Origin of the sequence: Paraburkholderia sp. WS6, assembly GCF_030464835.1 — a bacterium.
In the GTDB taxonomy this organism is placed as follows: Bacteria; Pseudomonadota; Gammaproteobacteria; order Burkholderiales; family Burkholderiaceae; genus Paraburkholderia; species Paraburkholderia madseniana.
The window spans coordinates 146,449-173,164 of record NZ_JALQCK010000018.1; the positions used below are offsets into that span (position 1 = coordinate 146,449).

The 26,716-nt window shown below is 61.7% G+C and carries 21 protein-coding genes, 1 rRNA gene and 3 pseudogenes; 8 read left to right on the plus strand and 17 right to left on the minus strand.

The genetic code is table 11. From position 1 onward, the window contains the following. Positions 1–59 precede the first annotated feature (59 nt). On the minus strand, positions 60–1,352 hold the full coding sequence (locus M0D64_RS22065; protein ID WP_266259238.1) for an MFS transporter: 1,293 nt from the start codon (positions 1,350–1,352) through the stop codon (positions 60–62). A 203-nt stretch (positions 1,353–1,555) separates the two neighbouring features. Between M0D64_RS22065 and M0D64_RS22070 the strand changes: the two genes are divergently transcribed. Beyond that, the gene (locus tag M0D64_RS22070; protein ID WP_168435711.1) at positions 1,556–1,927 is read left to right on the plus strand and encodes a BON domain-containing protein; all 372 of its coding nucleotides are present in this window, start codon (positions 1,556–1,558) and stop codon (positions 1,925–1,927) included. A 95-nt stretch (positions 1,928–2,022) separates the two neighbouring features. Here the strand turns inward: M0D64_RS22070 and M0D64_RS22075 are convergent, their stop codons facing one another. From M0D64_RS22075 to M0D64_RS22100, 6 genes are all read right to left on the minus strand, one after another. Next, positions 2,023–3,171 (minus strand): DUF1501 domain-containing protein, encoded by a 1,149-nt coding sequence (locus tag M0D64_RS22075; RefSeq protein ID WP_266259239.1) that lies wholly within the window; start codon positions 3,169–3,171, stop codon positions 2,023–2,025. Between the two features lie 5 nt (positions 3,172–3,176). Next, positions 3,177–4,709: a DUF1800 family protein gene (locus tag M0D64_RS22080; protein ID WP_266259240.1), complete on the minus strand. Its 1,533-nt coding sequence runs from the start codon at positions 4,707–4,709 to the stop codon at positions 3,177–3,179. Between the two features lie 74 nt (positions 4,710–4,783). Beyond that, positions 4,784–5,317 (minus strand): periplasmic heavy metal sensor, encoded by a 534-nt coding sequence (locus M0D64_RS22085; RefSeq protein WP_266259241.1) that lies wholly within the window; start codon positions 5,315–5,317, stop codon positions 4,784–4,786. Next, positions 5,314–5,733, minus strand: coding sequence for a hypothetical protein (locus M0D64_RS22090; RefSeq protein ID WP_266259242.1), 420 nt, complete (start codon positions 5,731–5,733; stop codon positions 5,314–5,316). Before M0D64_RS22090 ends, M0D64_RS22085 begins: the two co-directional genes overlap by 4 nt. Then, on the minus strand, positions 5,730–6,305 hold the full coding sequence (locus tag M0D64_RS22095) for an RNA polymerase sigma factor (RefSeq protein WP_266259254.1): 576 nt from the start codon (positions 6,303–6,305) through the stop codon (positions 5,730–5,732). The genes M0D64_RS22090 and M0D64_RS22095 overlap by 4 nt, the downstream gene beginning before the upstream one ends. A gap of 32 nt (positions 6,306–6,337) precedes the next feature. Then, positions 6,338–6,658 (minus strand): YXWGXW repeat-containing protein, encoded by a 321-nt coding sequence (locus M0D64_RS22100; protein WP_171927196.1) that lies wholly within the window; start codon positions 6,656–6,658, stop codon positions 6,338–6,340. 369 nt (positions 6,659–7,027) lie between these two features. Here M0D64_RS22100 and M0D64_RS22105 point away from each other — a divergent pair, with 369 nt between their 5' ends. The 3 genes from M0D64_RS22105 to M0D64_RS22115 all read left to right on the plus strand — a co-directional run bounded on the left by M0D64_RS22105 (position 7,028) and on the right by M0D64_RS22115 (position 11,247). Further along, on the plus strand, positions 7,028–8,818 hold the full coding sequence (locus tag M0D64_RS22105) for a phospholipase C (RefSeq protein WP_154567140.1): 1,791 nt from the start codon (positions 7,028–7,030) through the stop codon (positions 8,816–8,818). Between the two features lie 200 nt (positions 8,819–9,018). Next, complete coding sequence (locus M0D64_RS22110) at positions 9,019–10,470, plus strand: cytochrome-c peroxidase (RefSeq protein WP_266259243.1); 1,452 nt, start codon at positions 9,019–9,021, stop codon at positions 10,468–10,470. Between the two features lie 84 nt (positions 10,471–10,554). Continuing rightward, positions 10,555–11,247, plus strand: a complete 693-nt coding sequence (locus M0D64_RS22115) for an HAD family phosphatase (protein ID WP_266259244.1) — start codon at positions 10,555–10,557, stop codon at positions 11,245–11,247. Positions 11,248–11,281: 34 nt separating this feature from the next. Here the strand turns inward: M0D64_RS22115 and M0D64_RS44895 are convergent. After that, positions 11,282–11,359 (minus strand): annotated as a pseudogene (locus tag M0D64_RS44895) (carboxymuconolactone decarboxylase family protein); the annotation flags it as partial. A gap of 184 nt (positions 11,360–11,543) precedes the next feature. Between M0D64_RS44895 and M0D64_RS22120 the strand changes: the two are divergent. Then, positions 11,544–11,792 (plus strand): hypothetical protein, encoded by a 249-nt coding sequence (locus M0D64_RS22120; protein WP_266259245.1) that lies wholly within the window; start codon positions 11,544–11,546, stop codon positions 11,790–11,792. Between the two features lie 174 nt (positions 11,793–11,966). On the opposite strand, the pseudogene M0D64_RS22125 reads toward M0D64_RS22120, so the two are convergent. The 8 genes and pseudogenes from M0D64_RS22125 to M0D64_RS22160 all read right to left on the minus strand — a co-directional run. Further along, positions 11,967–12,890 (minus strand): annotated as a pseudogene (locus tag M0D64_RS22125) (cysteine--tRNA ligase); the annotation flags it as partial. Between the two features lie 269 nt (positions 12,891–13,159). Then, positions 13,160–14,290, minus strand: a complete 1,131-nt coding sequence (locus tag M0D64_RS22130; protein ID WP_095420069.1) for an IS110 family transposase — start codon at positions 14,288–14,290, stop codon at positions 13,160–13,162. Between the two features lie 130 nt (positions 14,291–14,420). After that, positions 14,421–14,894: pseudogene (locus M0D64_RS22135) on the minus strand (class I tRNA ligase family protein); the annotation flags it as partial. A 304-nt stretch (positions 14,895–15,198) separates the two neighbouring features. Then, positions 15,199–15,555 carry a cytochrome o ubiquinol oxidase subunit IV gene (gene cyoD, locus M0D64_RS22140; protein WP_093644557.1) on the minus strand — a complete coding sequence of 119 codons (357 nt, stop codon included), beginning with the start codon at positions 15,553–15,555 and terminating at the stop codon, positions 15,199–15,201. After that, positions 15,556–16,161 carry a cytochrome o ubiquinol oxidase subunit III gene (gene cyoC / locus M0D64_RS22145; protein ID WP_154567135.1) on the minus strand — a complete coding sequence of 202 codons (606 nt, stop codon included), beginning with the start codon at positions 16,159–16,161 and terminating at the stop codon, positions 15,556–15,558. It lies immediately after the preceding gene. Then, positions 16,161–18,149: a cytochrome o ubiquinol oxidase subunit I gene (gene cyoB, locus M0D64_RS22150; RefSeq protein WP_266259247.1), complete on the minus strand. Its 1,989-nt coding sequence runs from the start codon at positions 18,147–18,149 to the stop codon at positions 16,161–16,163. Before cyoB ends, cyoC begins: the two co-directional genes overlap by 1 nt. Positions 18,150–18,152: 3 nt before the next feature. Next, positions 18,153–19,052 (minus strand): ubiquinol oxidase subunit II, encoded by a 900-nt coding sequence (gene cyoA / locus M0D64_RS22155; protein ID WP_266259255.1) that lies wholly within the window; start codon positions 19,050–19,052, stop codon positions 18,153–18,155. A 375-nt stretch (positions 19,053–19,427) separates the two neighbouring features. Continuing rightward, on the minus strand, positions 19,428–20,981 hold the full coding sequence (locus tag M0D64_RS22160) for an NADH-quinone oxidoreductase subunit M (protein WP_093644582.1): 1,554 nt from the start codon (positions 20,979–20,981) through the stop codon (positions 19,428–19,430). A 685-nt stretch (positions 20,982–21,666) separates the two neighbouring features. Between M0D64_RS22160 and M0D64_RS22165 the strand changes: the two genes are divergently transcribed. The 3 genes from M0D64_RS22165 (at position 21,667) to M0D64_RS22175 (ending at position 26,277) form a co-directional block, all read left to right on the plus strand. Further along, on the plus strand, positions 21,667–22,416 hold the full coding sequence (locus M0D64_RS22165; RefSeq protein WP_266259248.1) for an ABC transporter ATP-binding protein: 750 nt from the start codon (positions 21,667–21,669) through the stop codon (positions 22,414–22,416). Continuing rightward, positions 22,406–24,976, plus strand: a complete 2,571-nt coding sequence (locus M0D64_RS22170) for an FtsX-like permease family protein (protein WP_266259256.1) — start codon at positions 22,406–22,408, stop codon at positions 24,974–24,976. Before M0D64_RS22165 ends, M0D64_RS22170 begins: the two co-directional genes overlap by 11 nt. Positions 24,977–25,209: 233 nt before the next feature. Next, complete coding sequence (locus M0D64_RS22175; protein ID WP_266259249.1) at positions 25,210–26,277, plus strand: carotenoid 1,2-hydratase; 1,068 nt, start codon at positions 25,210–25,212, stop codon at positions 26,275–26,277. Positions 26,278–26,403: 126 nt separating this feature from the next. Here M0D64_RS22175 and rrf read toward each other — a convergent pair. Beyond that, positions 26,404–26,516 (minus strand): 5S ribosomal RNA (gene rrf / locus M0D64_RS22180). Between the last annotated feature and the right edge of the window lie 200 nt (positions 26,517–26,716).

Sequence of the window (26,716 nt, forward strand, 5' to 3'; positions counted from 1 at the left end):
CATAGCCCGGATAGAGAGTGTTCCGGGCTGCGGAATTATAGACAAACGCAAAAAACCGCTCAGACTTCTTCGGTCGGCGCGGATACCACTGGACTGAAAAAGTAAACGACCGCGCCGATCGCAAGCGGCACGACCGTCACGGCAAACAACGCCGAATAGATCCCCGCGTTCGATAGATGCACCCGTTTGGCGACACCCGCGATCCAGCCGAAACAACTGCTGGTCAGCGCCACGCCAAGAAAAACGAGGCTGTTGAGCAGGCCCAGACCGAGGCCGAGCCGGCGCGGTGCAATGATGGCACGCGCTTGCGACATCACGAGCGGATGGATCGAGCCGACCGAGAACAACACGCAGATCAACGCAACACTGATACCCCAGCTGCCGTCCGGACTGACCGCGAGCACCAGTGCCGCCAGCACGCCGGCAATCAGCCACAGCAACGAAATAAGCTTGGGTGCACAGAACCGCACGACCACCGGAATACAGAAGGATGCGGCGATCCCGATCACGCTGGTGACCGTCATTGCATTGCCGCGCGCGATAACGTCGAAGCCGTAGACGTCGGCGAGATACGGCCCACCCCATGACGTACGGAACGTGCTGCCGACCGAAAGCGCGAGGCAGGGCGGCATCAAGGTCCAGAAGCCGGTGCGCCGTTTCACCGCGCTTGCCGCATGTTGCGATGCAGCGAGGCTCTGTTCATGCACGGCTGCATCGCGCCGGCGCACGAAGCATACGACGCCAAGCGTCGCGCATAGCATGGCTAACGAAGCGGTAACCATGACCGGACGCCAGCCGAAGCTGGCCGTCGCACGGCTCAGAGGAAATGCGGCCAGCAATGCGCCCGCCATGCCGATCGCGCTCGCCGTCGTGACAGCGCGTACATTGCGCGTGCCGTGGCCGGTATGGAGCACGTAGTTGAGCAGCCCCATAAAGATCGGCGCGCAACCCAGTCCGATGCCGGCTTGCGCCATAAGCGCCACTGTTGCGCTCGTCGTCATCGAAAGGATGCCGGCGCACGCGGCGCCGATGCCCATCAAAAGCGCGGTCGGTCCGCGCACGCCGTAGCGGTCGAACATGACGCCGACCGGCAGTTGCGCGATGGCGAACACGAGGAAGAACGAGCCCGCGAACCAGCCGAACATTTGCGGAGAGAAATGAAAATCACCGATCAACTGGGTGGAAATCACAGCGATATAACTACGGAAAAACTGACTCAGTACGTAGCTGAAGGTCAGTGCCCACAAGCCATAATCGATCGACGATGCAGCGGCATCCGTGCGCGGTTCGAGTAGTTGTTGCTGTACGCCATCAGACATCTGCGGTTCGCCCCGGATGATCGAAGCCGTCATGATAGGCGAATCGGGCGACGGGCGGCCAGGTCAGTTTTTTCAACGCTCGCGCGTTTGCTGGAGTATTGTTTAAGCGCGCCGGGAGCTTCACGACGTCACTCTTCTACAAGACCGGAGGCTCCATGCGGGCTGCAAAGTGCTTGCAGGCGCGTGTTTTTTGCATGCAACGATGCGAAATCAACTTTTCGAGGAATGGAGAAAACGTGAAAACAGTCAATCTTTTGAAGGCGCTCGGCATCGCATTGTGTGTGGCGACTGCGTCCAGCGCCTATGCCCAGTCGAGCGACGCGATGGCGTCGGGCAGCATGATGGCACCGGCTCCGAATTCGAAAGCGATGAAGAGCACGGACCGCAAGTTGGGTCTGGCCGTGCGCAAAGCTTTGGGCAAAGCGCAGGGTTTTGATGTGTCGAACGTGTTTGTCAAGGCGCGCAGCGGTGCGGTGACGTTGACTGGAACGGTGCCCGATGGCGCGCAAATCCCACAAGCTGAGGAAGTGGCCAAGGGCGTCGCAGGCGTGACGTCGGTGAACAACAAGCTGACGCTCGGCACGCAGGGCGGCGGCGGTGGGGGTTGATCGCGTCTGACGATTGACGAACGACGACCAGTTTCGACAGGTAGCGCCGCAAGAGCCAATTTGCGGCGCTGCCTGTCGTTCTGGCGGTTTTCAGCTTATGCGCGCACGAGCCCTGTGATCGGGCGCATGGCCCCGGTCTGGCCGAACAATGTGGCGGCCGTACGCTGCGGATCGAGTCCGAGGCTTTCGCTTGCGGCGCCGGCGAGCAACGCATCCAGCGACATCGTCGGCTTGAGGTCGCGCGCTTCGTATAGGTCGCCCGGTTTCAGGCCAGGCCAGTCGGCCAGCACACGTCCGCCCGCCACCGCGCCGCCCAGCATCATCGCCACCGAGCCGGTGCCATGATCGGTGCCCCCGGTGCCGTTGGCGGCGGCGGTTCTGCCGAACTCGGTTGCCACCACCACGGTGGTCTTGCTCCACAACGGCCCCATGCCGTCGCGCAACGCCGCGAGCATCGTGTCGAGCGCTTTCAACTGATTGGCGAGGCGTGCGTTCTGCGCGGTGTGCGTGTCCCAGCCACCTGTTTCGATCATCGCAATGCGCGGGCCATCGTCGCGTGACAGAAAACCAGCGGCGAGCTTGCCGAGGCTCGCCGGGTCCTGACGCGCTCCGGCGTCGCCCGCGAGTCCGCGTGAGGTCATGGCCGACTCCCATAGCGGGCGCAATTGCGCATCCTGGTCGTACAACTGCGAGACCCGCATGAGCAGATCGTCAGGCGCCTGCGGCAACCCCGAGGGCGCGTACGAGGTCACCGGCGCGTTGCCGCGCAGCGCCATCGGCACGGTCGGCGCGAAGGCGATCGCATTCTCGCGCGTAGCGGGCATCGATGCGACGAGCCGGTTCAGCCAGCCGTCCTTCATCTGATACGGCGAGGTGCCGCCGGTCTCCAGCACGTTCTGCCCGTCGAAGTGCGAGCGGTCGCGATACGGCGACGCTACCGCGTGCACGAACAGCGCTTGACGATCCGCATACATCGCGGCGGTCTGCACCAGCGAGGGATGCAGCGCGAAGGTGCCGTCGAGCCGGGTCGCCTTGGATGCATCGATCGCAAGCGCACCGCGCAGTGTCGCGTAGGCGGGTTCGGCGTACGGCACGACGATGTTCAGGCCATCGGCCGCACCGCGCTGGATTACGAACACGAAGCGGCGATCCGTGGCGACGCTGGCAAACGCGATCTGTGGCGATACGAGAATCGCGCCCGCGCCTGCAGCGGCAATGCTGAGAAATTTGCGGCGTGAAAACATGGCGTTCATCTCCGTTGAAAATCCGGCGAGACCAGCAACAGGGCGATCGCCGTCGATGCGCTTTCGGCACGCGACACGGCCGTGGTAGTCGGCGCACTGAGCGAGCCGGCCAGCAAGGTCTGGCCGAGCGAGCGCGCATCGAGCCGATCGCCGACACGCGACGCGAAGCGCTGTGCCACTTCGACCCGGCGCACGAGCGCATCGGGCGCCGCCCAGCTCGCGGCAATGTCGTCGTAGCCCGCGGGCGAACCCGGGCGCCATACCGGTTGACCGAGTTGCGTCAGGACGGGCGCGGCCTGCATGTTGCCGATGTCCTGCCAGCCGAGCCCGCGCATCGAAGAAATGGTCCATTCCCACGGCGTCTTGAACTTCACCGCAGCCGGCGACCACGCCTGCGGCATGTCGAGCAGCGTCCGATACACGGTCGGCAGATCGCCGCCGCTGCGCGCGAACGCATTCGCCAATCGCTCGCTTACGTCCGGCGGCGGATTGTCCGCGACGAAGTGACGGGCAAGCTTGCCGCCGATGTGCTGCGCCGTCGCGGGCGCGCTCGCGAGGTCGTGCAGGATCGCCAGCGCCTGCTTTTCTCCCGGCTGGTCGTAGCGGCGGCCCATGATGGTTCGCGAACCCGGTTCGTGCAGCGCGACGCGAAACACGAAGGTGCCTGGCGCGGCGTTCGTCTGCAGACCCTGCCCGCGCGGGTTGCCAGGATTACCCGGATTGCCGGCAAGGCTCCAGCCAGTCAGTGCGCGGGCGAATTCGGTGACGTCGTCCTGGCTATAGCCGCTGCGCACGCCGAGCGTGTGCAACTCCATAATTTCGCGCGCCAGGTTCTCATTCAGACCGCGTTTGACGTTCGGATTGCGCTCTGCGGCGCGCATGGCCGCCATGCTGTCCGGCCCAACCGAACGCGTCTGATCGAGAAACAACTGCATGGCCGGATGACGTTCGACGGCGACCAGCATGTCTTCGAAACGGCCAAGCACGTGCGGGCGGATCGCTTCCGCTTCGAATGAACCGGCCAGTGCCGCGACGGCGGGCTTTTCCGTCGACACCGCGAAGTGATTCGCCCAAAAATGAACCAGCCGCTCGATGAAAGGCGTCTCTGTGGTCAGCGCGCTAGCAACCCGCGCGTTCACCGAGGAACGGTACATGTCGAGAATTTCCCCGCGCAGCGCTTTTCGTTCGGCTTGCTTAGCAGTTTGTGCGGCGGTTTCTGATGCGCTTTGCCCGGTGGTTTGCGGGTTGGTTTGCGGGTTGGTTTGCGCATTCGTCTGACTGGCGGCTGCGCCTTCGTTGGCGTTCTGTTGGGTCTGCCGGTTCAGTTGATTCAACTGCATGCGCTGCTGTGCCAGTTCGCCGGACAGTGCCACCGAATCAGGCTGGCTCGCCCACGCGGCAGGTCGCGACTGATATTGCTCGAACTGCGCGAGCAGCCATCCCTTCGGGTCGGCGGGCGGCGTATCGTCGGCACGCGCGCCGAGGCCGAAGCGGTTCAGCGCAATCGCCGCGGCATTCATGTTCGGTGATGTGGCCATACCATCCTCTTGGGCGTTGGATATTTTTTTAAACGACCGCCACGCTCAAATCCGTCGCGGCCGTTCAGAATTTTTTATTCGCCCGACGATTCACTCGAAGATTCACTTGCGGCCGGCTTCGGTGGTTTGTTCGCGTTGGCGGCCTGCTGCGGTTCACGCCACTGTCCGCGCAGCTTCAGGCTGTCGGCGAATTGGATGCGCTCCTCAGGCGACAGCGTCGCCGCAAAATCCGCCACACTGCCCTCAACTTGCGCGCGCAAGCTGCTGTCGGCCTCACGCGTGCGGGCCAACGCTGCGTCCAGTGCCGCGCGATCGAACTGCGGCGCGGTGAGCAAACGCAACACTTCGTGACGTCCCTCACGGCCCTCGCGGGCAAACTGCTTGCCCTCGCGGCGCGCATTCTTCAGGCCGTCGATAAAAGCCTTCTGACGCTCGGCCGGCAGCGTTTCGGCAGCAAAGCGCAACGCCGTGCGCTGCTGCGCCAGCACCGTGGTAGTCGCGCCATGCGCCGCAAACCATTGATAAGCACCCCCGACAATCGCGCCCAGCAGAAACACGTTGAGCACCAGCGAAGCCACCAGCACGATTTTCCATGACCGGCCGTTCATTCGCCGCTCCAATCGGCGGACGAACCACCGAAACTCGAAGTTAAATAAGAGGACTCGTGCATTTGCGGAACCGTCCCCGTCAACACAAAGAACGAGACCGCGAAGGCGCCGGCCACTCCGCCCAGCACGCCGACGCCTGCCACCGCCGCACCCGACCACCACAATTTCCGGCGTGGTGCGTTCGGCCGCCGTACCGGTGCGCTGCCGATGATGCGCTGCTGCAATGCCGCGCCAGGCGGATCGACCTTGTCGGCGGCCAGCCATGCATCGATGCCGGCCGCGTCCGCCAGCAACGCGTCGGCCTCGGCACGATGCGCCGCGGCCCAGGCCTCTGCCGCCGCGCGTTCCTGTTGCGGCCAGCGGCGCGGATCGGCGCCGTAGGCTTCGACGATCTGATGGAATCTTTCGGGCGTCATGACTTGTCCTTGCTAAGGCCGCTGCCGGCCAGTTGGGCGCGCAGATTGCGGCGCGCACGTGCCAGCAGACTTTCCAGCGCATCGACCGTGATGCCCATCAGGGCGGCAGCGTCGATGTTCGACATCTCCTGGTAGTAATTCAGCACCAGCGCCTCGCGCTGTCGTGCCGGCAATGCGGCGAGCGCCGCGCGAACGCGCTCGTCCTGGGCGCGCGCTTCAAGCGCGGCGTCGGGCAACGCGGCGGGGTCGATCTCGTCGGGCATGTCGTCTTGCGGGACTTCGCGGCGGCCGCGCAGACGGTCATAGCAAAGATTGAGCGCGACACGATGGACCCACGTATCGACCTTCGCCTCGCCTTCCCGCCAGCGCGAAGCCTGTTTCCAGATCCGCACGAAGACCTCCTGCGCCACGTCTTCCGCTTCCATGCGGTCTCCCAGCATGCGCGTGGCGAGTGCGAGCAGACGCGGCAGCTTGCGCGCGACGAGCGAGCGGACGGCGGCCGGGTCTTGCCGGGCCACCCCCTCGAGCAATTCCGCATCGGGATCCCGTTCGCTCAAGGCATGCGGCTCCACAGCGCGCGTAAGAGCACCACGGTGCTCAACGTTCAGGCCCAATGGCCTTCGACCCAGCGCCAGTTAGGTCCGCGCTGCACCCAATGCCCCGGCACCCAGCGATAGCCGACGCGCACCGGCTGCCAGTGGCCCGGCACCCACACATAACGGCCGTGGTCCCAACGCCAGCGGCCCTGATCCCAGACGTAGCCGGCACGCGGCGCCGGCATCACTTCGACGCGCGGCGGCGGCGGCGCCATCGGCGCGACGATCACCGCCTGCGCGAAAGCCGGCGCAGCCGTCAGTGCGGCAGCGCACGTAATCGCTGCAGCGAGCACGGAAGTCAGAAGGCGGACCGGTTTGGTCGATGTCATGTTGGTTTCTCCCATAAGAACTGAAGCCAGAAGCGGCTGCGTTTCTTCTTGAACGCAGTAGCCCGAAAAATCCGTCGCTTTGATTGTCATTGAAAGAATCGCGCGCAAGCATGCGAATCGTGGAGGCCAGAACAGCCTTTACACCTCGGCCCCGCGCAAGCGGAACGACAGCAAGCGTTATTGAAATGAATGGCAGCCGATAGGTGACGTAATGTTCGCGCCCTCAAATCTTAATCAGCGGGTGTTTCAATGCGCCCAGTTTCTAGCGGTAAGACACCTTAGCTGTATTTCTAACAATATCCCCAGCGAACATCCACACGTGCATTACTGGAAACGCTGAACGGCGAAGTCGAATCTGGAGCCAGTCACATGTTCCGTAGAACCCTCTTACCCATCCCGTTTGCCGCGATGCTTGCGCTCGCAGCTTGCGGCAACAATAGCGTGAACTCGACGGCGTCCGCGCCGGCGGCTGCATCGACGCCGGTAGTCTCGGTGTCGGCGCAGGATGCCGTCACAACGGCCACGCCGATCAAACACGTGGTGGTGATCTTCGGCGAGAACGTCTCGTTCGACCACTACTTCGCAACCTACCCGCAAGCCAACAACCCGGTCGGCGAGCCGCAATTCAGTGCGGCCGCAGGCACGCCGTCGGTCAACAACCTCAGCACCAACAACCTGATCGCAGCGAACCCGAACGCGCTGTCGACCTCACCGAACACGGCAGGCCGCACGGTCGGCGCGGTGACGATCGCGGGTCTCGGCCTGCCGGCCGCCGACCTGCTGCCGTTCCGTCTCGATCGTTCGCAAGCCAATACGTCGAGCCAGAACCACGCGTATGCCGCGGAACAGCTCGCGTATAACAACGGCGCGATGGACTCGTTCCCGCTGTTCACGGCGTCGGGTTCGACCATTGCCGGCAGCACCGGCGCGTTCGCCACGAAGGGCCAAGTGCTCGGTTACTTCGACGGCAACACGGTCACGGCAATGTGGAACTACGCGCAGAACTTCGCGATGAACCAGAACGCGTACACGGACACGTACGGTCCGTCGACGCCTGGCGCACTCGAAGTCATCTCGGGCCAGAATAACGGTGTCGTGGTGACGGGCGGAACCTCGGCCAACGCGATTCCTGACTCGGCCGGCGGCTTCACGATGGTCGGCGACCTGGACCCGACCGGTGACGTCTGCACGATCGCGGCAGGCAGCGCGGTGACGGGTGCGATGACATCGAAGAACATCGGCGACCTGCTCAACGCGAAGGGCCTGACGTGGGGCGGCTTCATGGGCGGCTTCAATCTGACGACCACCAATGCCAACGGCACGACCGGTTGCGCACGCTCGACGTTCTCGCAAGTGCTGAACGCGACCAAGGTCGACTACGTGCAACATCACGCGTGGTTCCAGTACTACGCCAGCACGGCCAACCTCAAGCACACACGTCCGACTTCGACGGCACTGATCGGCGCGACCGATCCGCTCGACAACACGGCAACGCCGGTTCACCACCAGTACGACACCGACGACTTCTTCGCCGCGGTGAAGGCTGGCAACTATCCGTCGGTGAGCTTCCTGAAGGCGCCGGCAGTCGGCGACGGTCACCCGGGCAACTCGGACCCGATCGACGAACAGGCCTTCGTCACGAAGGTGATCAACTTCCTGCAGCAACAGCCTGACTGGAAGAACACCGCCGTGATCATCGCCTACGACGATTCGGATGGTTGGTACGATCACCGCTACATGGCACCGACGAGCTCGTCGTTCGATTCGACCACGGCGCAATCCGCGGGCGGCGCAACGATCGCCGGCACCGACAACCTGAGCGGCACGGGCCAGTGCACGGCAACAGGCGCGGTTCAACCGCAGGGTGTGAATGGCGGTGCGGTGAACGGCCGTTGCGGCCCGGGTACGCGCACGCCGTTTATCGTGGTGTCGCCGTGGGCGAAGGTCAACTTCGTCGACGATACGCCGATCACCCAGGCGTCCGTGGTCAAGTTCATCGAGGACAACTGGCTCGGCGGTCAACGCCTTGGCAACGGTTCGTTCGATGCCACGGCGGGCAGCATCATGAACATGTTCAACTTCTCGGGCTCGGGCAACAATCCGACGGTGTATCTGGACGAGAACCTGGGTACGAAACTGTCGGCGCCGCCGGCTAGCTGACCCGCAAACGTGCGGACTGCCCTTCCGGTGCACCTGCCGTCAAGTCATGTACGAGCGCTGCTCGTGCATGACGACACCAAGCGCCGCGCGAGGAAGAGCACGAAACACATCAAGCTGTAGTTGGGCGTCGAGCCAGTGCAAACGTGCTGGCTCGATTTGCTTTTTGATCGCACCTGATCGAATTACTTGTCACTACCGCCATGAATCGTCCTTCAGACGCCTTGCTGCCCCCGCATCTGCCTGCCGGCGGTGAGCCGGGTCCCGTCATTACCCGTCGCGCCTGGCTCAGGCTGCTTGCGTGGAGCGCCGCCGGCATCGTGCTCGCGCTCGTCGTGGTTTGCGCGTACGCGCTCGTCTACCCGGAACGGATGCCGCCCGCAGTTGGATCGATCGTCGAGGAAATCACCGGCGCGAATCCTCATCCGATTCATTTGATGCGTCCGCAAGACGCGCCGCTGAGCGCGGTTGCGCTGCTCGGCAAACAGATTTTCTTCGACCAGACGTTGTCGGCATCGGGTATGCAATCGTGTGCGTCATGCCACTCGCCACAGCATTCATATGCGCCGGATAACGCGTTCCCGGTCCAACTCGGCGGCGCGCACATGAATCAGGCCGGCTACCGGCCGCCACCGTCGCTGACGTATCTGTACCGCCAGGCGCCGTTCAGCATCGGGCCGGATCAGGGCGATACCGACGTGCCCGTCGATATGGCCCAACTGGCGACACAGGCCGCCGGCGTGCAGCGCGCACAGAAGACGGCGCTTGCCGCGCCCGCCGCCCCGGCGATGGTGCCGCAAGGCGGACTGTTCTGGGACGGCCGCGCCGATACGCTGCAAATCCAGGCGATCGGCCCGCTGATGAATCCGGTGGAGATGGCCAACGCGACGCAAGAGGATGTCGCGCGCAAGCTGCTGCAAACCAGATATCTGGACCAGTTCAAACAGATCTTCGGGCCGGGCGTCGTCAATAATCCGAGCCTGCTGATCTCGGAAGCCATGTTCGCGGTGGGACGGTATCAGACAGAGGATCAGTCGTTCCATGCCTTTACCAGCAAGTACGATTACTGGCTCGAAGGCAAAGCGCGGCTGACCCATGCTGAATTGCACGGCTTGCACTTGTTCAACGATAAGGACAAGGCTAATTGTGCGGGCTGCCATTTGAGTCAGCCTAGCAAGGATGGCTTGCCGCCCGTGTTTACCGACACTCAGTACGAGGCGCTTGGCGTGCCGCGGAATCCGGCCATTCCAGCGAACAAGGATCCGAAGTTCTTCGATATGGGCGTGTGCGGGCCATTCCGCGACGACATGACGAAGGAGACGCAGTACTGCGGGATGTTCCTGACGCCGACCCTGCGCAATGCTGCCGAGCGCAAGGTGTTCTTCCACAACGGCGTGTATCACGACCTCAAGCAAGTCATGGACTTCTACAACTTGCGCAACACGGCGCCTGAGAAGATCTATCCGCGCGATGCTTCGGGCAAGGTACAGAAGTACAACGATCTGCCGGCCCAGTATCACGCCAATGTCGACGTTGCCGATGCGCCGTTCGATCGCAAGTTCGGGGATCAGCCGGCCATGACGGATCAGGATATTCAGGACATCATCGCGTTTATGAAAACGCTGAGTGACGGGTACAAGGCTGCAGGGTCCTGACTCCCACAGGGGCCGTTACGCAGCGTCGCGCGAGCCGGTGAGGTATCCTTGCCGGTTCCGCGACCTCTATCCATACCCTGCCCGATGGCCGATTTCCCTTTCGACGCCGTACTCTTCGACTGCGACGGCGTGCTCGTCGACTCCGAACCCATCACCAACCGCGTGCTCACGGAAATGCTCGACGAGCTGGGCTGGCAATTGAGCGTTGAAGAGGCGATGCAAATTTTTGTCGGCAAGGCCGTCAGGGATGAAGCCGCACTCATCGAAGCGCGCACCGGCTTTGCGATTACGACGGAATGGCTCATGCAATTTCGCGCGCGCCGCAATGAGGCGCTCGATCAGGAGCTGGTGGCGATCGATGGCGCGGCGTCGGCAGTACGCGCGCTTTACGCGTCGCTCAACGGACGCATTGCTGTCGCGTCCGGCGCCGATCGCATCAAAGTGGAATTGCAACTGGTGAAGGCCGGCATTCTCGACTGCTTTGAAGGGCGCATCTCCAGCGGTCACGAAACACCGCGCAACAAGCCGTATCCCGATGTCTATCTCGCCGCGGCCGCGGGCCTGGGCGTAGCACCGCAACGTTGTGCAGTAGTTGACGATACCGTCACGGGCGTGACTGCAGGCGTGGCCGCCGGTGCCACCGTGTTCGGCTATTGTCCGAAAGAACTGAGCCACAGCAGCGCCACGGCCTTGCATGGCGCGGGCGCGGTTCACGTCTTTCGGGACATGGCCGACTTGCCCGCGCTGCTCGCCGGATGGCGCGGTGTGCAGGGTTGAGGGCGCGCGCCGTTACTCGACCCGGTACTCGACGTTACTCGAAGGCGGGATCGATCGGCACGCGATATCCGACCGCGAGACGGTTGGTCTCGTTCGCCATACCGACCGTAGCTGTTGGTAGTGCGCCAACATCGTAGCGTCACGAGTCGGTGTATCTCAATCATCTTGCGCTCGCGAGACCGGCGGATGTGGGCGGCATGCGGCGTTGCGGTGGATGGCATGGTGTGTGCAATGGGAACCAATGAGCGCGGCGCTACCCGGGCTCACTGCCAATCCAACCTTGCCGGAGATCCACCATGAAAGCGCTAGTCCTCAAAGACCTGCCCTGCGTCGACGAACTCGATCGCTCGGCTTCGCAATCCGTCCGCGGCGGCATCGCCTGCCTCACGCGAGAAGCGCCGCCGGCTTGCCCCGGCGGAATGATGCCACCTGTCGTCGTTCGGCGTGGCTGGGAGTGTCCGCCGATCCATTGGGGTTGTGGGCCTGTCCATTTTCCATACGGCAAGCCGCCTTGCCAATCTGAGCCGGTGGTGGTGCCGCTTTAGGCCATGCAAGAAACCGCATGAAGATAGACGGGCCAGCATGGCGGCCCGTCTACTTTCATGGCCCCGCTTTGCACGCACAGATCGACGTTCAATTATCGCGATGCACCGTCAGCCATGCGGGCACGGCAGCCGCCCGGCCTGAAAAAGCCTGAGTGCCGCCACGCCGGGATATCGTTACTTCGCTGTCTCGCGCGGACGCAGCACCTGCCCACCCGGACCGTCTTCCACTATCCAGCCCTCGGCTCCTAATCGCTCACGCAGTCGATCAGCCTCGTTCCAGTCCTTAGCCGCGCGGGCCTTTTCACGCTCCTCGAAGAGAAGCGCGATATCGGCGGGAATATCAGGCACGTCTTCCTTCCAGTCGGCAAGCCGAAGTCCGAGCACGGCGTCGAACCGATCGACCGTCGCACGGCGCGTCGCCGCCGGGAGATCGCTTCTCACCACATCCCACAGAACAGCAAGCGCGCGCGGCAGATTCAGATCCTGATCGACCTCAGCCTTGAAACGTTCGACGCTATTTGCATCGGGCGTGCCTCCTTCCGGCCATTGCACATAAGCTCGACGCAAACGGTCCAACGCGGATTGCGCGGCATCGAGCGCGTCGAGATTGAAGCGCAGCGTGCTGCGGTAATGCGCGCCGAGGCATAAGTAGCGATAGGCGAGCGGATCGATGCCTCGATCGATCAAGGTCTGCAAACGCACGAAGTCGCCGCCCGACTTCGACATCTTGCCGGCGTCCAGCGTGAGGAAATGGCCGTGCATCCAGAAGTTCGAGAGGCGGGTTCCATGGCGTGCCTGAGTCTGCGCGATTTCATTGCTGTGATGCACGGCGATGTGATCCTCTCCGCCGCAATGAATATCGAACCATGGGCCCAGGTATTTTGCCGACATCGCCGAGCATTCGATATGCCAACCGGGAAAGCCCCTGCCCCACGGGCTATCCCACTCCATTTGCCGTATGGTGTCCGGCGGACTGAATTTCCACAGCGCGAAATCCGTCGCGTGCTGTTTCTCTCCCAGCGCAACACGCTTGCCGGCCTGCAGGCCAGCGACATCGAGACGTGCGAGAAAGCCGTAATCGTCCTGTTGATATGACTCCCCGTGTCAATAGGGTGGGTTTTAAATCTTATTCATAGGCGTTTTTGAATTTCCTGAGGGCGACGTAGCAGTAAATCTCGACGGCGGATCACGCTGATATTCGCGGATTGGGTACCGCATTACAGAGGTCCGTGTCATGAGCCTGCCGCTTTCTTGCCACACAAGTCGGCCTGATGCCGTTGCCAAACAGGAACGCGGATTGCTCAGATACCGGGCTACGCCGCCTTCAGGAAACTCGCAGTGTGTGAGGTGTTGGGTGGAAAAACTCGTTACGCAGGCTGTTCGCTTTGCGGTACCGCCAGGGTCATCCCCATTCGGCCGATGTCCCAGATGAACGCGGCAAGTTCACGGGCCACAGCAATGATTGCAACTTGCCGGCTCTTTCCTCTGGCCACGAGCCTGCGATATCGGCCACACAGGCGTAGCTGGGCATCCCAGGCCCGATCGATAATGGGCTTGGGTATGCCTTCCTGCCGGCTCTGTATGTCTTTGCTCACGCGCGCCGGATGCTGGTAGCTCCAGGCTGATTCAACCAGCAGCTTTCTTGCATAGCTGTTTCCGGCCTTGGTGATACTGCCCTGGCGCCGTTTGCTACCTGATGAATGTTCCGACGGCGTAACGCCCAGCCACGCCATCAACTGCCGCGGGTGTTCAAAGCGCGACAGATCTCCGAGTTCGGACACCAGTCCCACCGCCGAAGTGAACTGGATGCCGCGCATCGCCTGCAACGCCAGTACGACCGGATAGAACCGCCAGCTAACGACAGCTTCGTGCAGCGCTGCCTCCAGTCGGTCACACTGGGCAAGGCGATCTTCGATGGTGCGGCGGTGTTCGTTGAACGCCAGTTGCTGCCACGCACTATCGAACGAAAGGGTACTCAGCCACCGCCGGTGCGCGGGCCCCCAGTTCGCCAGACCGCAGTAACGTACGCCGTGGGAAAGGAGGAAAGACTTCAATCGCTGCCTGGCCTGTTTCAGATCGTCCCGGCCGGACGACCACGCCCTGGCCAGATCGCGAAACGCCTCGTCTTCCACGGTCGGCACATGCACTGCGGATAGATCGCCGGCTCGCAGCGAACGCACCAGTTTGAACGCGTCGCGCCGGTCGGTCTTGACGCGATCACCGGGCTTTCTCGGAATCAGCGATGGCGCACACACCATGCAATCGAAGCCTTTCTCGACGAGCCGGCGATTCAGTCCGTAACCACAAGGACCTGCCTCATAGACAACGTGAACATGCCTGGCCTTGGATTGCAGTCGCTTGCATAGACGATCGACTTCCATGTGTGTCGTGCCGATCTTGCCGAACAGTTCAACTTCGTCCAGGCCCATCGCGTAGGCAACCGTGATCGAGTCTTTGTGAACGTCCAGCCCAACGTATAACGTGCTATCCTGGCTCATGCTGGCCTCCGTGTCGGAAACAAACCGTCGAGTGGTGGCTCCGGCCACACTCTTGCGGCTCTGGCAGCATGCTAACCCGCGATTCACTTCCCCACGGTGGCCAGCCTCGCTGCCCGGGGAGTCATACTGACTTGCTCGTGTCGAAGTAGACGCCGTCGGCCGTGCGGTATGTATAGCCTTTGCGTTCGAGTTCGGCAATGAAGTCGATCTGCTCGGCGATGTGATCGGTCGCGCGGCACCACAGGGCAGGCTCGAGCAGGTTCAACGCGCGCCAGTCGTTCATGAAGGCTTCCGTATATCGCTCGGCGATCGCCCACGCCGATTCGCCGGTCCGCCGGCTGCCCTTCTCCATTTTGTCTTCGCCTTCGTCGGCATCGGAAACCAGATGACCGACGTCGGTGATATTGACGACGTGCCGCACGGTGTAGCCGTTCAATGTCAGCACACGTCGCAGCACGTCTTCGAACACGTAGGTTCGAAGGTTGCCGATATGCGCGTGGTCGTACACGGTCGGGCCGCAGCAATACAGCCCCACATGGTCCGCTTGAATCGGCGTGAAAGCGCGTAAGGTGCGCGACCAGGTGTCGTACAGGACGAGCGGCATGTGAATTCCTGTGGTGTTGAGCGTGTAAGAAACAAAAAAGCCACCGGTCTTGTGACGGGTGGCCTCAGGGACGCGGACGTGGTCAGATCGACTCGCTAGACGCACGCTCCCCTTGGCAGGCTGCAACAGCATGCGAACGGGAATGGATAGAAGCGATCATGGAAACGATGCTAACGTGTGTTTCGAGGCCGGTCAATCCTGAATCGCGGCGCGGTGTCCGAATCGTGCGCCTTCGGAATGCATGAAGAAGCCCCGCAAGGTTGTCACCTTGCGGGGCTTCTTCTCGACCTACGGCGTTTTCCGCCTAGCGGGACATCATGTGCATGCTGACGTTATGCATGATCCACAATGACCCGACGATCAGAATCACGGCCGTGAGCACCGTAAAGCCGAACGCCATGACGTTCCAGCGCTGTGCCGACGACGCGTTCATGTGCAGGAAGAAAATCAGATGCACGACGATCTGCACGAACGCGAGGCCTGCGATCGCAAGCAGAGCGTTCTCGCCGGTCAACGTCCCGTTGAGGACGAGACCGAAAGCCGCGGCAGTCAGGATGACGGAGAGAATGAAACCCACCGTATAGCTGCCGAAGCTGCCGTGACTTTCCCCCCCGTGTCCTTCGTCCGGGTGTGCCAGGTGTGAGTGATGGCTATGGTCCATTTAGATCACGCTCGCAAGATAGACAAAGGTGAAGACGCCAATCCACACGACGTCCAGAAAGTGCCAGAACAGGCTCAGGCACGTCAGGCGAATCATGTCGCGTTCGGTCAGATCGCGATGACGCATCACCTGCACGGCGAGCACCACCATCCAGATCAGGCCACACGTCACGTGCAAACCGTGCGTGCCGACCAGCGTAAAGAACGACGACAGGAACGCGCTGCGGCTCGGACCCGCACCCTCTGCGATCAGGTGCGAGAACTCGCGCATTTCCAGCACGAGGAACGCGAGACCCAGCAGGAACGTCACGCCGAGCCAGAAGAGCAGCACGCTCTTCCTGTTCTTGTGCGCGCCCAGCATCGCGAAGCCGTACGTGATACTGCTCAGCAGCAGCATCGAGGTTTCAAGCGCGACGCCTGGGATCTCGAACAGATCCTTGCCGGTCGGGCCACCCGCGAACTGGTGGCCCATCACCGCGAATACGGCAAAGAGCGCGGCAAAGATGATGCAGTCGGTCATCAGGTACAGCCAGAAACCGAATACCGATTGCGACGGCACATGGTCCGGCGCGAGGTGCGGCTGAACCGCAATTGTCTTCTGTAGCATCAGTCCACCTCTACCGCAATGTGGGCACCAGCGCCGGCGCGTTTTTCTTCAATCAACGCGACCGTGTCGGCCGGGATGTAATAGCCGTCGTTGTCCTGGAAGCTATAGACGATCACCGTGCCGATCGCGCCGACCAGGCCGACGATCGCAAGCCACCAGATGTGCCACACACCGGCAAAGCCGAGCGCCAGCGAAAACAGTCCAACCAGCAGACCCGCTGACGTATTCGACGGCATATGAATGTCGCGATACACCGGCTCTTTTTGCTGCGTTTTACGCGACTTCATATCGGTGAACGCGTCCAGCTTGCGCACCGTCGGGATGAGCGCGAAGTTGTACACCGGCGGCGGCGAGCTCATCGTCCATTCCAGCGTATGACCATTCCACGGATCGCCCGAGACGTCGCGATTTTCCGGCAGATTTCGGTCGCGGATACTGACGTACAACTGCGCCAGTTGGCAGGCAATGCCGATAGCGATCAGCCCTGCGCCGAACGCGGCGAGGATCAGCCACGGATGCCATGCCGGATTGTCGTAATGGTTCAGACGACGCGTCATGCCCATGAAGCCGAGCACGTACAGCGGCATGAACGCGACATAGAAGCCGACCAGCCAGAACCAGAACGCAGCCTTGCCGAGTTTCTCGTTCAGCTTGAAACCAAACGCTTTCGGGAACCAGTAGTTGAAACCGGCCAGATAACCGAACAGCACGCCACCGATGATCACGTTGTGGAAGTGAGCGATCAGGAACAGGCTGTTGTGCAGCACGAAGTCCGCGCCCGGGATCGCCATCATCACGCCGGTCATCCCGCCGATCGTGAACGTGATCATGAAACCGATCGTCCACAGTACGGGCGTAGTGAATTCCAGGCGGCCCTTGTAGATCGTGAACAGCCAGTTGAACACCTTCACGCCGGTTGGAATCGCAATCACCATCGTCGCAATGCCGAAGAACGCGTTGACGTCAGCGCCCGAACCCATCGTGAAGAAGTGGTGCAGCCACACGAGGAACGACAGCACCATGATCGCGCAGGTCGCCCACACCATCGTCTTGTAGCCGAACAGCGGCTTCTTGGCGAAGGTGGCCACGACTTCCGAGAAAATACCGAACGCCGGCAGAATCAGGATGTACACCTCCGGGTGACCCCATGCCCAGATCAGGTTCAGGTACAGCATGGCGTTGCCGCCGCCGTCGTTCGTGAAGAAGTGCATGCCGAGGTAGCGGTCCAGACCGAGCAACGCGAGCGTCACGGTCAGGATCGGGAACGAGGCCATGATCAGCACGTTGGTGCAGAGCGCGGTCCACGTGAACACCGGCATCTTCATCCAGGTCATGCCCGGGGCGCGCATCTTCACGATCGTCGCAAAGAAGTTCACGCCGGTGAGCAAGGTGCCGATACCGGACAACTGCAAACTCCATAGGTAGTAGTCGACCCCGACACCCGGACTGAACTGCAATTCCGATAGCGGCGGATAAGCCAGCCAGCCCGTTTGCGCGAACTCACCGATCACCAGCGACACGTTGATCAGAATCGCGCTGACCGCGGTCATCCAGAAGCTCAACGAGTTGATGAACGGGAACGCGACGTCGCGCGCGCCGATCTGCAGCGGCACGATCAGGTTCATCAGGCCGATCATGAACGCCATCGCCATGAAGAAAATCATGATGACGCCGTGCGCCGTGAACACCTGGTCGTAGTGATGCGGCGGCAGATAGCCGGGGCTCATATAGCCGAGCGCCTGTTGCAGACGCATCATGATCGCGTCCGAGAAGCCGCGCAGCAGCATGATCATCGCCACGATGATGTACATGATGCCGAGCTTCTTATGGTCGACGGAGGTCAGCCATTCCGTCCATAGGTAGCGCCATTTGCCGAGATACGTGACCGTGCCGAGCACGGCCAACCCGACGAGCGCCATGAAGATGCCCGCGCCCACGATGATTGGCTCGTGATACGGAATCGCATCGAGCGTAAGTTTTCCGAACATGCGTTACCCCTTACCCTTAGGCGCACAGTTAGCGTCGTTCATGTTGTCGAGGACGTTACCGTTGTTGTATCGGGCAATGATGTTGTGAAAGAGCTTCGGATCGACCGACGAGAAGTAGCGCACCGGCTCCTTCTCCGTAGGCGCCGACATCGCGTGATAGCGGTCCATGTCGAGACGGTCGGACGAGGCGCGTACCTTGGTGACCCACGCGTTGAACTCGTCGGGCGACGTGGCGAGCGCGCGGAACTTCATGTCCGAGAAACCCTTGCCGCTGAAGTTCGCCGCGGTGCCTGCGTAGTTGCCGGCCTCGTCGGCGATCAGATGCAGACGCGTTTGCATACCTGCCATCGCGTAGATCTGGCCGCCAAGTTGCGGAATGAAGAAGGAGTTCATCACCGTGTCGGACGTGATGACGAAGTTCACCGGCGTGCCGACCGGGAACGCCAGTTGGTTCACCGATGCAATGCCGAGGTCGGGATAGATAAAGAGCCACTTCCAGTCGAGTGCGACGACTTCGACGTTGATCGGCTTGACCTGCGACTCGAGCGGCTTATACGGATCGAGCTCGTGCGTGCTCTTCCACGTCAGCACGGCGAGGAACAGAATGATCAGCGTTGGAATCGTCCAGATGGCGATTTCGATGCCGGTGGAATGCACCCAGCCCGGCTTGTATTCGGCATTCCTGTTCGACGCGCGATAGCGCCATGCGAACAGCAGCGTGAGCGCGATAACCGGAACGACCACGATCAGCATGGCCCAGACCGACGTGGCAATCAGCTCACGTTCCGCCAGCCCCACACTCCCCTTCGGATTCAAAATATCGAGGTTGCTGCAACCCGAGAGCAACAACACGAGGCCGGCGGAAAGGAAACCTGTCGACCCTCGCAGCGTCTTTCCTTTCATATCCATTGCCTTTCTTCCACGACTTCAACGAACGTCATTCGACCGCTCTCCCTTAGTAAGCGATCGCATAATAGGGGGTCGTCAAGGGGATATAAACACTCGTTTTCGCAACGATCTATTGCAGCGCAACACCGTGTGACATGTTGCCGCATACCTATGCGCGCGTGAGGGTTTGCAATGCGCTATTGCAAAGTACCGGCGGAATCACCGGATCACAAAAGTCCCTTTAAACAAGCACTGAAACGCAGTGTTACCTGAACGGTTACGCTGCGCCGGATGCTCGAAAAGGACGCGTGTATGGATGCGAAAAAGCGCGGCCGCGCTGGCAGCATCCTGGCGACGGATATTGCACCTGCGACACGCGCCTTGTTTCGATCAGCCCGGCGTGCGTGCCGCGACAGTAGCGGGCGCCGCAGCCTGCAGATGCTCGCCACCGTCAGCCGGAACGGAGTCCGACGGATGCAGGCTGCGTTCCGATTGCGCCAGCAGCGTGCCGACCGACGGGTCGATCGCATCGGTGAACGGCTTCGGATTGATACCGATGGCCAGCACCAGCAAAGCCATCGCGCCGAGCAACACGAACTCGCGCTTGCCGAGGTCCTGCAGCTTCGCGACGCGTGCATTGGCAATCGCGCCGAAAATCACGCGCTTGTACATCCACAGCGTGTAGGCCGCGCTCAGGACCAGCGTGGAGGCCGCAATGGCGCCGATCCAGAAATTGAAGCGGATCGCGCCCATCAGCACCATGAACTCGCCGACAAAACCCGAGGTGCCCGGCAGGCCGATATTGGCCATCGAGAACAGCATCACGAACGCAGCGAAGCGCGGCATGGTATTGGCAACGCCGCCATATTCAGCGATCGAAGCCGTCTTCGTGCGGTCGAAGAGCATGCCCGTGCACAGCAGCATCGCGCCGGACACCACGCCGTACGACAGCATCTGCACGATTGCGCCCGCCTGGCCGATGCGGTTGAAGACAAACAGGCCGAGTGTCACGAGGCCCATGTGCGCGATCGTCGAATACGCGAGCAGGCGGCGCATGTCAGTCTGCACGAGTGCCAGCAGGCTCGAATAGATCACCGCAACCAGCGACAGCGTGATCATCATCGGCGCGAAGAAATGGCTGGCCTGCGGGGCGATCGGCAGCGCGAAACGCAGCAGACCGTAGCCGCCCAGCTTGAGCATGCCGATCATCACGGCGGCGCCGGTCGGGCCGTCGAGGTGGACGTCGGGCAGCCACGTATGCAGCGGCCACATCGGCACCTTCACACCGAACGCAGCAAGGAAGCCGAGGAAGATCAGAACTTGCGGCCACGTGCCGAGGCGCGTTTCACGCCACAGCGCGAGATCGAAGCTGTGCGTCTGCGCATACAGGTACAGCATCGACATCAGCATCATCAGCGAGCCGAGGAACGAGACGAAGAAGAACTTCACCGCGGCATACGAGCGGTTCGAATTGCCCCACGTACCGATCAGCAGGTACAGCGGAATCAGCGTCGCTTCGAACGAGATGAAGAACAGCATGCCGTCCATCGACGTGAACACGCCCTGCATGAAACCCGACAGCATCAGGAACGCGCCGAAGTACTGCGCGGTGCGCTCGGTGATCGACTCCCACGAGGCGACCACGATGATGATCGTGGTCAGCGCGGTCAACGCGACGAGCCACAGCGAAATCCCATCCACCCCCACATGCCATGCAATATCGAACGTGGGTGACCAGCGGACGTTCTCGACGAACTGCATCGACGTCACGTCGTTGCGGAAATTCGACACGAGCGGAATCACCGGCAGGAAGCCCGCTATCGCGCCGATCAACGCGAGCCATCGCGTGCGGCTACGTGCCGCGTCCGATCCGGCACGCAAAACCACGAGGCCGGCGACAATAGGGATCCAGATGAGTAGGCTAAGAAGCGGAGGCAATGGCATGTGTTCTGTTGAAAACTTGAAATACAAAACGCCGCATCAATGCCTTCAAAAACGAAAGCATTGAAATGGAAATGTAGGTTGGATTTCGCTGAAATTGACGTCGAAGCCGTGCTGCCTGCTTCACGTTTACCCGCAGTCGAATGACCAAGGTGGGAGATTACCAAGATAAGAATACTTTTGCAGCGCAACAACGCTGCAACGCCCTTGGTAATGCATTGTTGCCACGCCTGCTCTTGCGAAACGCCAAAAAATGTGCAGACGCACAAAGCAATTTCGTCAGGGTATACACCATGCCTTTTACATGTAGAAGAAAGCAGTTGGCGGGCGATTAGCCACTCTTGTACAACCGCTTCGACGCGACGATCGCACCGAAATAAATCATTCTGGTGCACGACGCGCCATCAAAGCCGATTTCGAGCCGCAGGCGAAAATTTAGCGTATCCACGAGCAGAAAATTTTTTTGATCCGGCACTCTAAAGAAGTGTCGGCGCGAGCCCGAAAAGACCCTGTCGATCTGGGTGGCGGTTCATTATCGGACAGGTATCAGGCGATGGCGGCACTCGCCTGCGAGCCTTACAGAACCCGAATATACTTCGGCGGTTCAGGGAACGACGCTCGTGCGTAGCAAGGTAGTTCTTCGCACGATTGGACGCCGCCCTCACCGGCCAGACTTATTGGATACCGCATGCTGCTTCGTGATGAAGGTGTCGTTCCCGCGCTCGAATGCCGTGGGCTTGGCAAGACCTACGGCGCCGGCCGCATCGTGCTGGCGCACCTCGATTTCACGCTCGCGCCGGGTGAATTCGTCGCGATCATGGGTGACTCCGGCGTCGGCAAATCGACGCTGCTGAATCTCATTGCAGGGCTCGACAGCGCGGATAGCGGCGACGTGATCATCGACGGCAGCGCAGTCTCGCGTCTGGATGACAACGCGGCAACGCGGTTGCGCCGCCAGAAACTGGGCTTCGTGTTCCAGGCGTTTCACGTACTGCCTCATCTGACACTTGCGCAGAATGTCGCTCTGCCGCTGCTGCTAAACGAGCTGCCCACGGCCGGCGCGCTCGATATGCTCGCGGCCGTCGGCTTGAGCGGCCGTGGCGATGATTTTCCGCGGCAGTTGTCGGGCGGCGAGTTGCAACGCGTCGCCATAGCGCGGGCGCTCGTGCATCGTCCGAAACTGATTCTCGCCGACGAACCCACCGGCAACCTCGATCCCGATACCGCACACGAGGTACTCGGCTTGTTCCGCACGCAAAGCAAGGCAACCGGCGCGGCCACCATCATGGTCACGCATTCGGAGGCAGCCGCGGCAGTGGCAGACCGCATCCTGATTCTGAGCGACGGCGGTTTGCACGCATCGTCCGGACGCACCGCCTTTTCCGGCTCGCCACCCGACGCTCGATCCGCTGCGCGTTCAGCCGATGATGCACGCTGACCCACGGCCGCTGCAGCGTATGCGAGGTCATCGCCTGCTCGCGCGTTGGCTGTTGGGCGCAGAGTGGCGCAGCCACCGTGGACGCGCACTGGTTGCGATCGCAACGATCGCGCTCGGCGTCGCGCTTGGCTATGCCGTTCAATTGATCAACAGCGCGGCCTTCAATGAATTCTCGGCGGCGGCGCGCAGTCTGTCGGGCGAGGCCGATCTGCAAGTGCGCGGTGCGCAACCTTTATTCGACGAATCCATCTATCCGCGTTTGTCGACTGAGTTTGGCGTGGCGCTGGCGAGTCCCGTACTCGCGCTCGATGTCACCGTGCCGGATCAGAGCGCCGCACTGCCCGTGCTCGGCGTCGACGTCTTCAAGGCAAGCCGCATTGCGCCTGATCTGATTGGGGTGCCGTCAACGGATCGGCCGTTCGATACGCTCGCGGCCGATACGGTGTTTCTCTCGGCGGCGGCGCAGCAATGGTTGAACGTGAAGATCGGCGATGACGTGGCACTGCAAAGCGGCACGTCGATCGTGCACTTGCGTGTGGCCGGCGGTCTCGTGAGAACGCGGCCGGGTCAGCGGCTCGCGGTGATGGATATTGCCGCCGCTCAGTGGAAATTCGGCAAGGTGGGCAAGCTGTCGCGCATCGACGTGCAACTTGAACGCGGCGTCGATCGCGAACGCTTCAAGCGTGATCTGCAAGCGCGGCTTGGCGGGCGGTGGGTGATCTCCGAGACGCGCGACGCCGAAAGCCGCACCGATCGTCTGTCGCGCGCTTATCGGATCAATATGAACGTGCTCGCGCTGGTGGCGCTTTTCACCGGCGCGTTTCTCGTGTTTTCGACGCAGGCACTGGGCGTCGTGCGGCGCCGTGCACAGTTCGCGATGTTGCGCGTGCTTGGACTGACGCGCGGCCAGTTGTTGCGCCAGATCCTGATGGAAGGCGCGCTGCTCGGCCTGCTCGGTTCGCTATCCGGACTCGCGCTCGGCTATGCGATGGCGAGCGGTGCGTTGCGCTTTTTCGGCAGCGATCTGGGCGGCGGCTATTTTCCTGGCGTGCAACCGCACGTCGGTTTCGAACCGATCGCGACCGCACTATTTCTGACGCTTGGCATCGCCGTGTCGGTATTAGGCAGTCTTGCCCCTGCATTGGAGGCGGCACGTGCGCGACCGGCAGCAGCGCTCAAAGCCGGCGCCGAGGAAGGCGCACTGGCGCGACTCGCTACGCCGTGGCCCGCGTTGACATGTCTGCTGGTTGCCGCCTTGCTCACGCAGGTGCCGCCGTTGTTCGATGCGCCTGTCGGCGGCTATCTGGCTGTCGCGCTGTTGCTGGTCGGCGGGATTGCGCTGATGCCGCGCGTGACCGCTTTGATCTTTGGCGCCGCAAGCCGTGCTCTCGGCGCGCGGCGGCAGGCCGGCGCGGCGAGCACGTTGGCATTGGCGCGTCTCGCGAATGCGCCGGGCCACGCATCGATCGCGATGGGCGGCGTGCTGTCGAGCTTCGCGCTGATCGTCGCAATGGCGATCATGGTGGCCAGCTTCCGTGTTTCTGTCGAAGACTGGTTGGGCCACCTGCTCTCGGCCGATCTGTACGTTCGCGTGGCGCCGAACGGCGACACCGGTGGCTTGCGCCCCGACGAACAGACTCTGCTGAGCACCGTGCCCGGCATCAAGACTGCGGCGTTTGCCCGCACCTCGCATCTCACGCTCGACCCTGCACGGCCGGACATCGCCGTACTCGCCCGTGAAATCGACGCTGCCGATCCAGGTTCGAATCTGCAGATGACCGGGGCGGTACTGCCGCCTTCCGCATTCCATGAGGGCGAGACACCTGTTTGGGTATCCGAAGCAATGGTCGATCTGTATGGATACAAGCTTGGTCAGCGCGTGCAGTTACCGCTTGGCGAGCGCGGCCACGTGTTCGTTGTTGCCGGCGTATGGCGTGATTACGTGCGGCAGACAGGCGCGATTCAGATACGGCTTTCGGATTACCGGCGCCTAACCGCTGACACAGGTGCGACGGATGTGGCTATCACCGTTCAACGGGGAACGAGCGTCGAAAGCGTGATGGCCGGCCTGCGTGCGCTGCCCTTCGGTGCATCGTTGACTCTTTCGCAACCGGGCGAAATCCGCGCGCGTACGCTGGTTATTTTCGATCGAAGTTTTGCCGTCACTTATCTTCTCGAGGGGGTCGCGATCGTGATCGGCCTGTTCGGCGTCGCGGCGACGTTTTCCGCGCAGACACTCGCGCGGGCCCGTGAGTTCGGCATGCTGCGGCATGTGGGCGTGACCCGCTCGCAGGTTCTCGCGATCCTTGCGCTCGAAGGTGGGATGCTCACCGCTTGCGGCATTGCGATGGGCTTCGTTCTTGGATTCGCGATCAGTTTGATCCTGGTGTTCGTCGTCAATCCGCAGTCGTTTCATTGGAGCATGTCGTTGCACGTTCCATGGACCGTACTCGGCACGGTTGCGTTGGTGATGCTGGCTTCGTCGTGTTCGACGGCGGTGATTGCGGGACGAGGCGCGGTGTCGGTGGATGCGGTGCGGGCGGTGAAGGAGGATTGGTGATGGGCAGGTTGTCGCGTGAGATGGTGCGGGAATCGATGTATGACGCGGCGTATGGATCGGCGTATCGAGCGATGTATCAAGTGACGTGTCGAGTGACTGCGTGCTCTTATCGAACTGGTCGCGTCCGCCTGGCGCACAGCGTTCCAGGCCGGTCATCGGCTGCGCCGCCGCGCCTGGCAAGTGCACGAAGGCTGAGCGCAGCGATTCATGCGGCGTTGCTTTGCTTGGGTTTGATGGCTACTGCATCCGCGTTCGCTGCGACACCCGAGTTCGCAGCGGTCACGCCGGACCATCCGATCGTCTTTCCGCAGGACACCGGCGCACACGCGGCTTTTCGCACTGAATGGTGGTACGCAACAGGCTGGCTCACTACACCGGACAATCACCCCCTCGGTTTCCAGATCACATTCTTTCGCTCGGCAACCGGTCACGACGCAGCGGACCCGAGTGCGTTCGCACCGTCGCAATTGATCATTGCCCATGCCGCGTTAAGCGATCCTGCGACTGGTCATCTGACACACGATCAGCGCATTGCCCGCCAAGGCTTCGGGCTGGCGTACGCGAAGCCGGACAATACCGACGTCAAACTCGATGCATGGAAAATCGTCCGTGCCGGCGACGGCCACTACGTCGTTACAGTGGAAGCGAACGGATTCGCGCTGCACCTCGCGCTGACACCGACACAAGCTCCTTTGGTCCAGGGCGAACGCGGCTACTCGCTCAAGGGTCCACGGCCCGAACAGGCGAGCTATTACTACAGCGAGCCGCAATTGCGCGTGACTGGCAGCGTAGTTCGACCGGTCGCGGCAGGCAGCAAATCGACCGGAGAAACGGCCGTTACCGGCGCGGCGTGGCTCGATCACGAATGGTCGAGCACGTTGCTCGATACCGACGCGGTCGGATGGGATTGGCTCGGCGCCAACCTGACGGACGGTTCAGCCTTGATGGCATTCAAGGTCCGCAGTCGCGATGGACACGCAATATGGACACATGCCGCACTTAGAAATCGCGACGGCCAGGTGACGACGTTCGGCCGCGATCAGGTCGATTTCACGCCGGTTCGTAGATGGCGCTCGCCGCGCACGAACACGTCGTATCCCGTGTCGATGACGGTCAAAACCGGCGCGTTTACGTGGCGCCTCGATCCGCTGATGGACGACCAGGAACTCGATTCCCGCCAATCGACCGGCGCAGTGTATTGGGAAGGTGCAGTGCGGGTGAGCCGTGACGGCGCGGACGTTGGACGTGCGTATCTGGAGTTGACGGGGTACGCGAACGCGCTGCGGATCGGGAAGGAGTGATACCGGCAGGACAGGAGCCGCACCGGACAGGGTCTCACGGTGGCGATGTTTTCAGATGGCTGGTTTTTGCGCCGTAAACGCAGAAACCCCACCTTTGTGGGGTGGGGTTTCTGATGCTGCTGGGGAGCCTGACGATTACCTACTTTCACACGGGAATCCGCACTATCATCGGCGTGGAGTCGTTTCACGGTCCTGTTCGGGATGGGAAGGGGTGGGACCGACTCGCTATGGTCATCAGGCATGACTTGTTGTCGTGCTGGGTGGGTTTGAAACCCGGGGCCAACACAACCAATCTGGAAGAAGTAGCTGAGAGGATGCCTCTCGGTATTACATTGGGCTGTGCTTGTACTGCACAACACTGATCTCAACCATGGCGTGTGCAAGACACACCTGTTATAGGATCAAGCCTTACGGGCAATTAGTATCAGTTAGCTTAACG

What these genes read in the sequence shown, in the direction of transcription:
- M0D64_RS22105 (WP_154567140.1), top strand. Translation starts at nt 7,028, where the DNA reads ATGTTCCGTAGAACCCTCTTACCCATCCCGTTTGCCGCGATGCTTGCG.
- M0D64_RS22085 (WP_266259241.1), bottom strand. Translation starts at nt 5,317, where the DNA reads ATGAACGGCCGGTCATGGAAAATCGTGCTGGTGGCTTCGCTGGTGCTC.
- cyoB (WP_266259247.1), bottom strand. Translation starts at nt 18,149, where the DNA reads ATGTTCGGAAAACTTACGCTCGATGCGATTCCGTATCACGAGCCAATC.
- cyoA (WP_266259255.1), bottom strand. Translation starts at nt 19,052, where the DNA reads ATGAAAGGAAAGACGCTGCGAGGGTCGACAGGTTTCCTTTCCGCCGGC.
- M0D64_RS22090 (WP_266259242.1), bottom strand. Translation starts at nt 5,733, where the DNA reads ATGACGCCCGAAAGATTCCATCAGATCGTCGAAGCCTACGGCGCCGAT.
- cyoD (WP_093644557.1), bottom strand. Translation starts at nt 15,555, where the DNA reads ATGGACCATAGCCATCACTCACACCTGGCACACCCGGACGAAGGACAC.
- M0D64_RS22165 (WP_266259248.1), top strand. Translation starts at nt 21,667, where the DNA reads ATGCTGCTTCGTGATGAAGGTGTCGTTCCCGCGCTCGAATGCCGTGGG.
- M0D64_RS22075 (WP_266259239.1), bottom strand. Translation starts at nt 3,171, where the DNA reads ATGTTTTCACGCCGCAAATTTCTCAGCATTGCCGCTGCAGGCGCGGGC.
- M0D64_RS22110 (WP_266259243.1), top strand. Translation starts at nt 9,019, where the DNA reads ATGAATCGTCCTTCAGACGCCTTGCTGCCCCCGCATCTGCCTGCCGGC.
- M0D64_RS22065 (WP_266259238.1), bottom strand. Translation starts at nt 1,352, where the DNA reads ATGACGGCTTCGATCATCCGGGGCGAACCGCAGATGTCTGATGGCGTA.
- M0D64_RS22080 (WP_266259240.1), bottom strand. Translation starts at nt 4,709, where the DNA reads ATGGCCACATCACCGAACATGAATGCCGCGGCGATTGCGCTGAACCGC.
- M0D64_RS22170 (WP_266259256.1), top strand. Translation starts at nt 22,406, where the DNA reads ATGCACGCTGACCCACGGCCGCTGCAGCGTATGCGAGGTCATCGCCTG.
- M0D64_RS22175 (WP_266259249.1), top strand. Translation starts at nt 25,210, where the DNA reads ATGGCTACTGCATCCGCGTTCGCTGCGACACCCGAGTTCGCAGCGGTC.
- M0D64_RS22100 (WP_171927196.1), bottom strand. Translation starts at nt 6,658, where the DNA reads ATGACATCGACCAAACCGGTCCGCCTTCTGACTTCCGTGCTCGCTGCA.
- M0D64_RS22115 (WP_266259244.1), top strand. Translation starts at nt 10,555, where the DNA reads ATGGCCGATTTCCCTTTCGACGCCGTACTCTTCGACTGCGACGGCGTG.
- M0D64_RS22130 (WP_095420069.1), bottom strand. Translation starts at nt 14,290, where the DNA reads ATGAGCCAGGATAGCACGTTATACGTTGGGCTGGACGTTCACAAAGAC.
- M0D64_RS22120 (WP_266259245.1), top strand. Translation starts at nt 11,544, where the DNA reads ATGAAAGCGCTAGTCCTCAAAGACCTGCCCTGCGTCGACGAACTCGAT.
- cyoC (WP_154567135.1), bottom strand. Translation starts at nt 16,161, where the DNA reads ATGCTACAGAAGACAATTGCGGTTCAGCCGCACCTCGCGCCGGACCAT.
- M0D64_RS22160 (WP_093644582.1), bottom strand. Translation starts at nt 20,981, where the DNA reads ATGCCATTGCCTCCGCTTCTTAGCCTACTCATCTGGATCCCTATTGTC.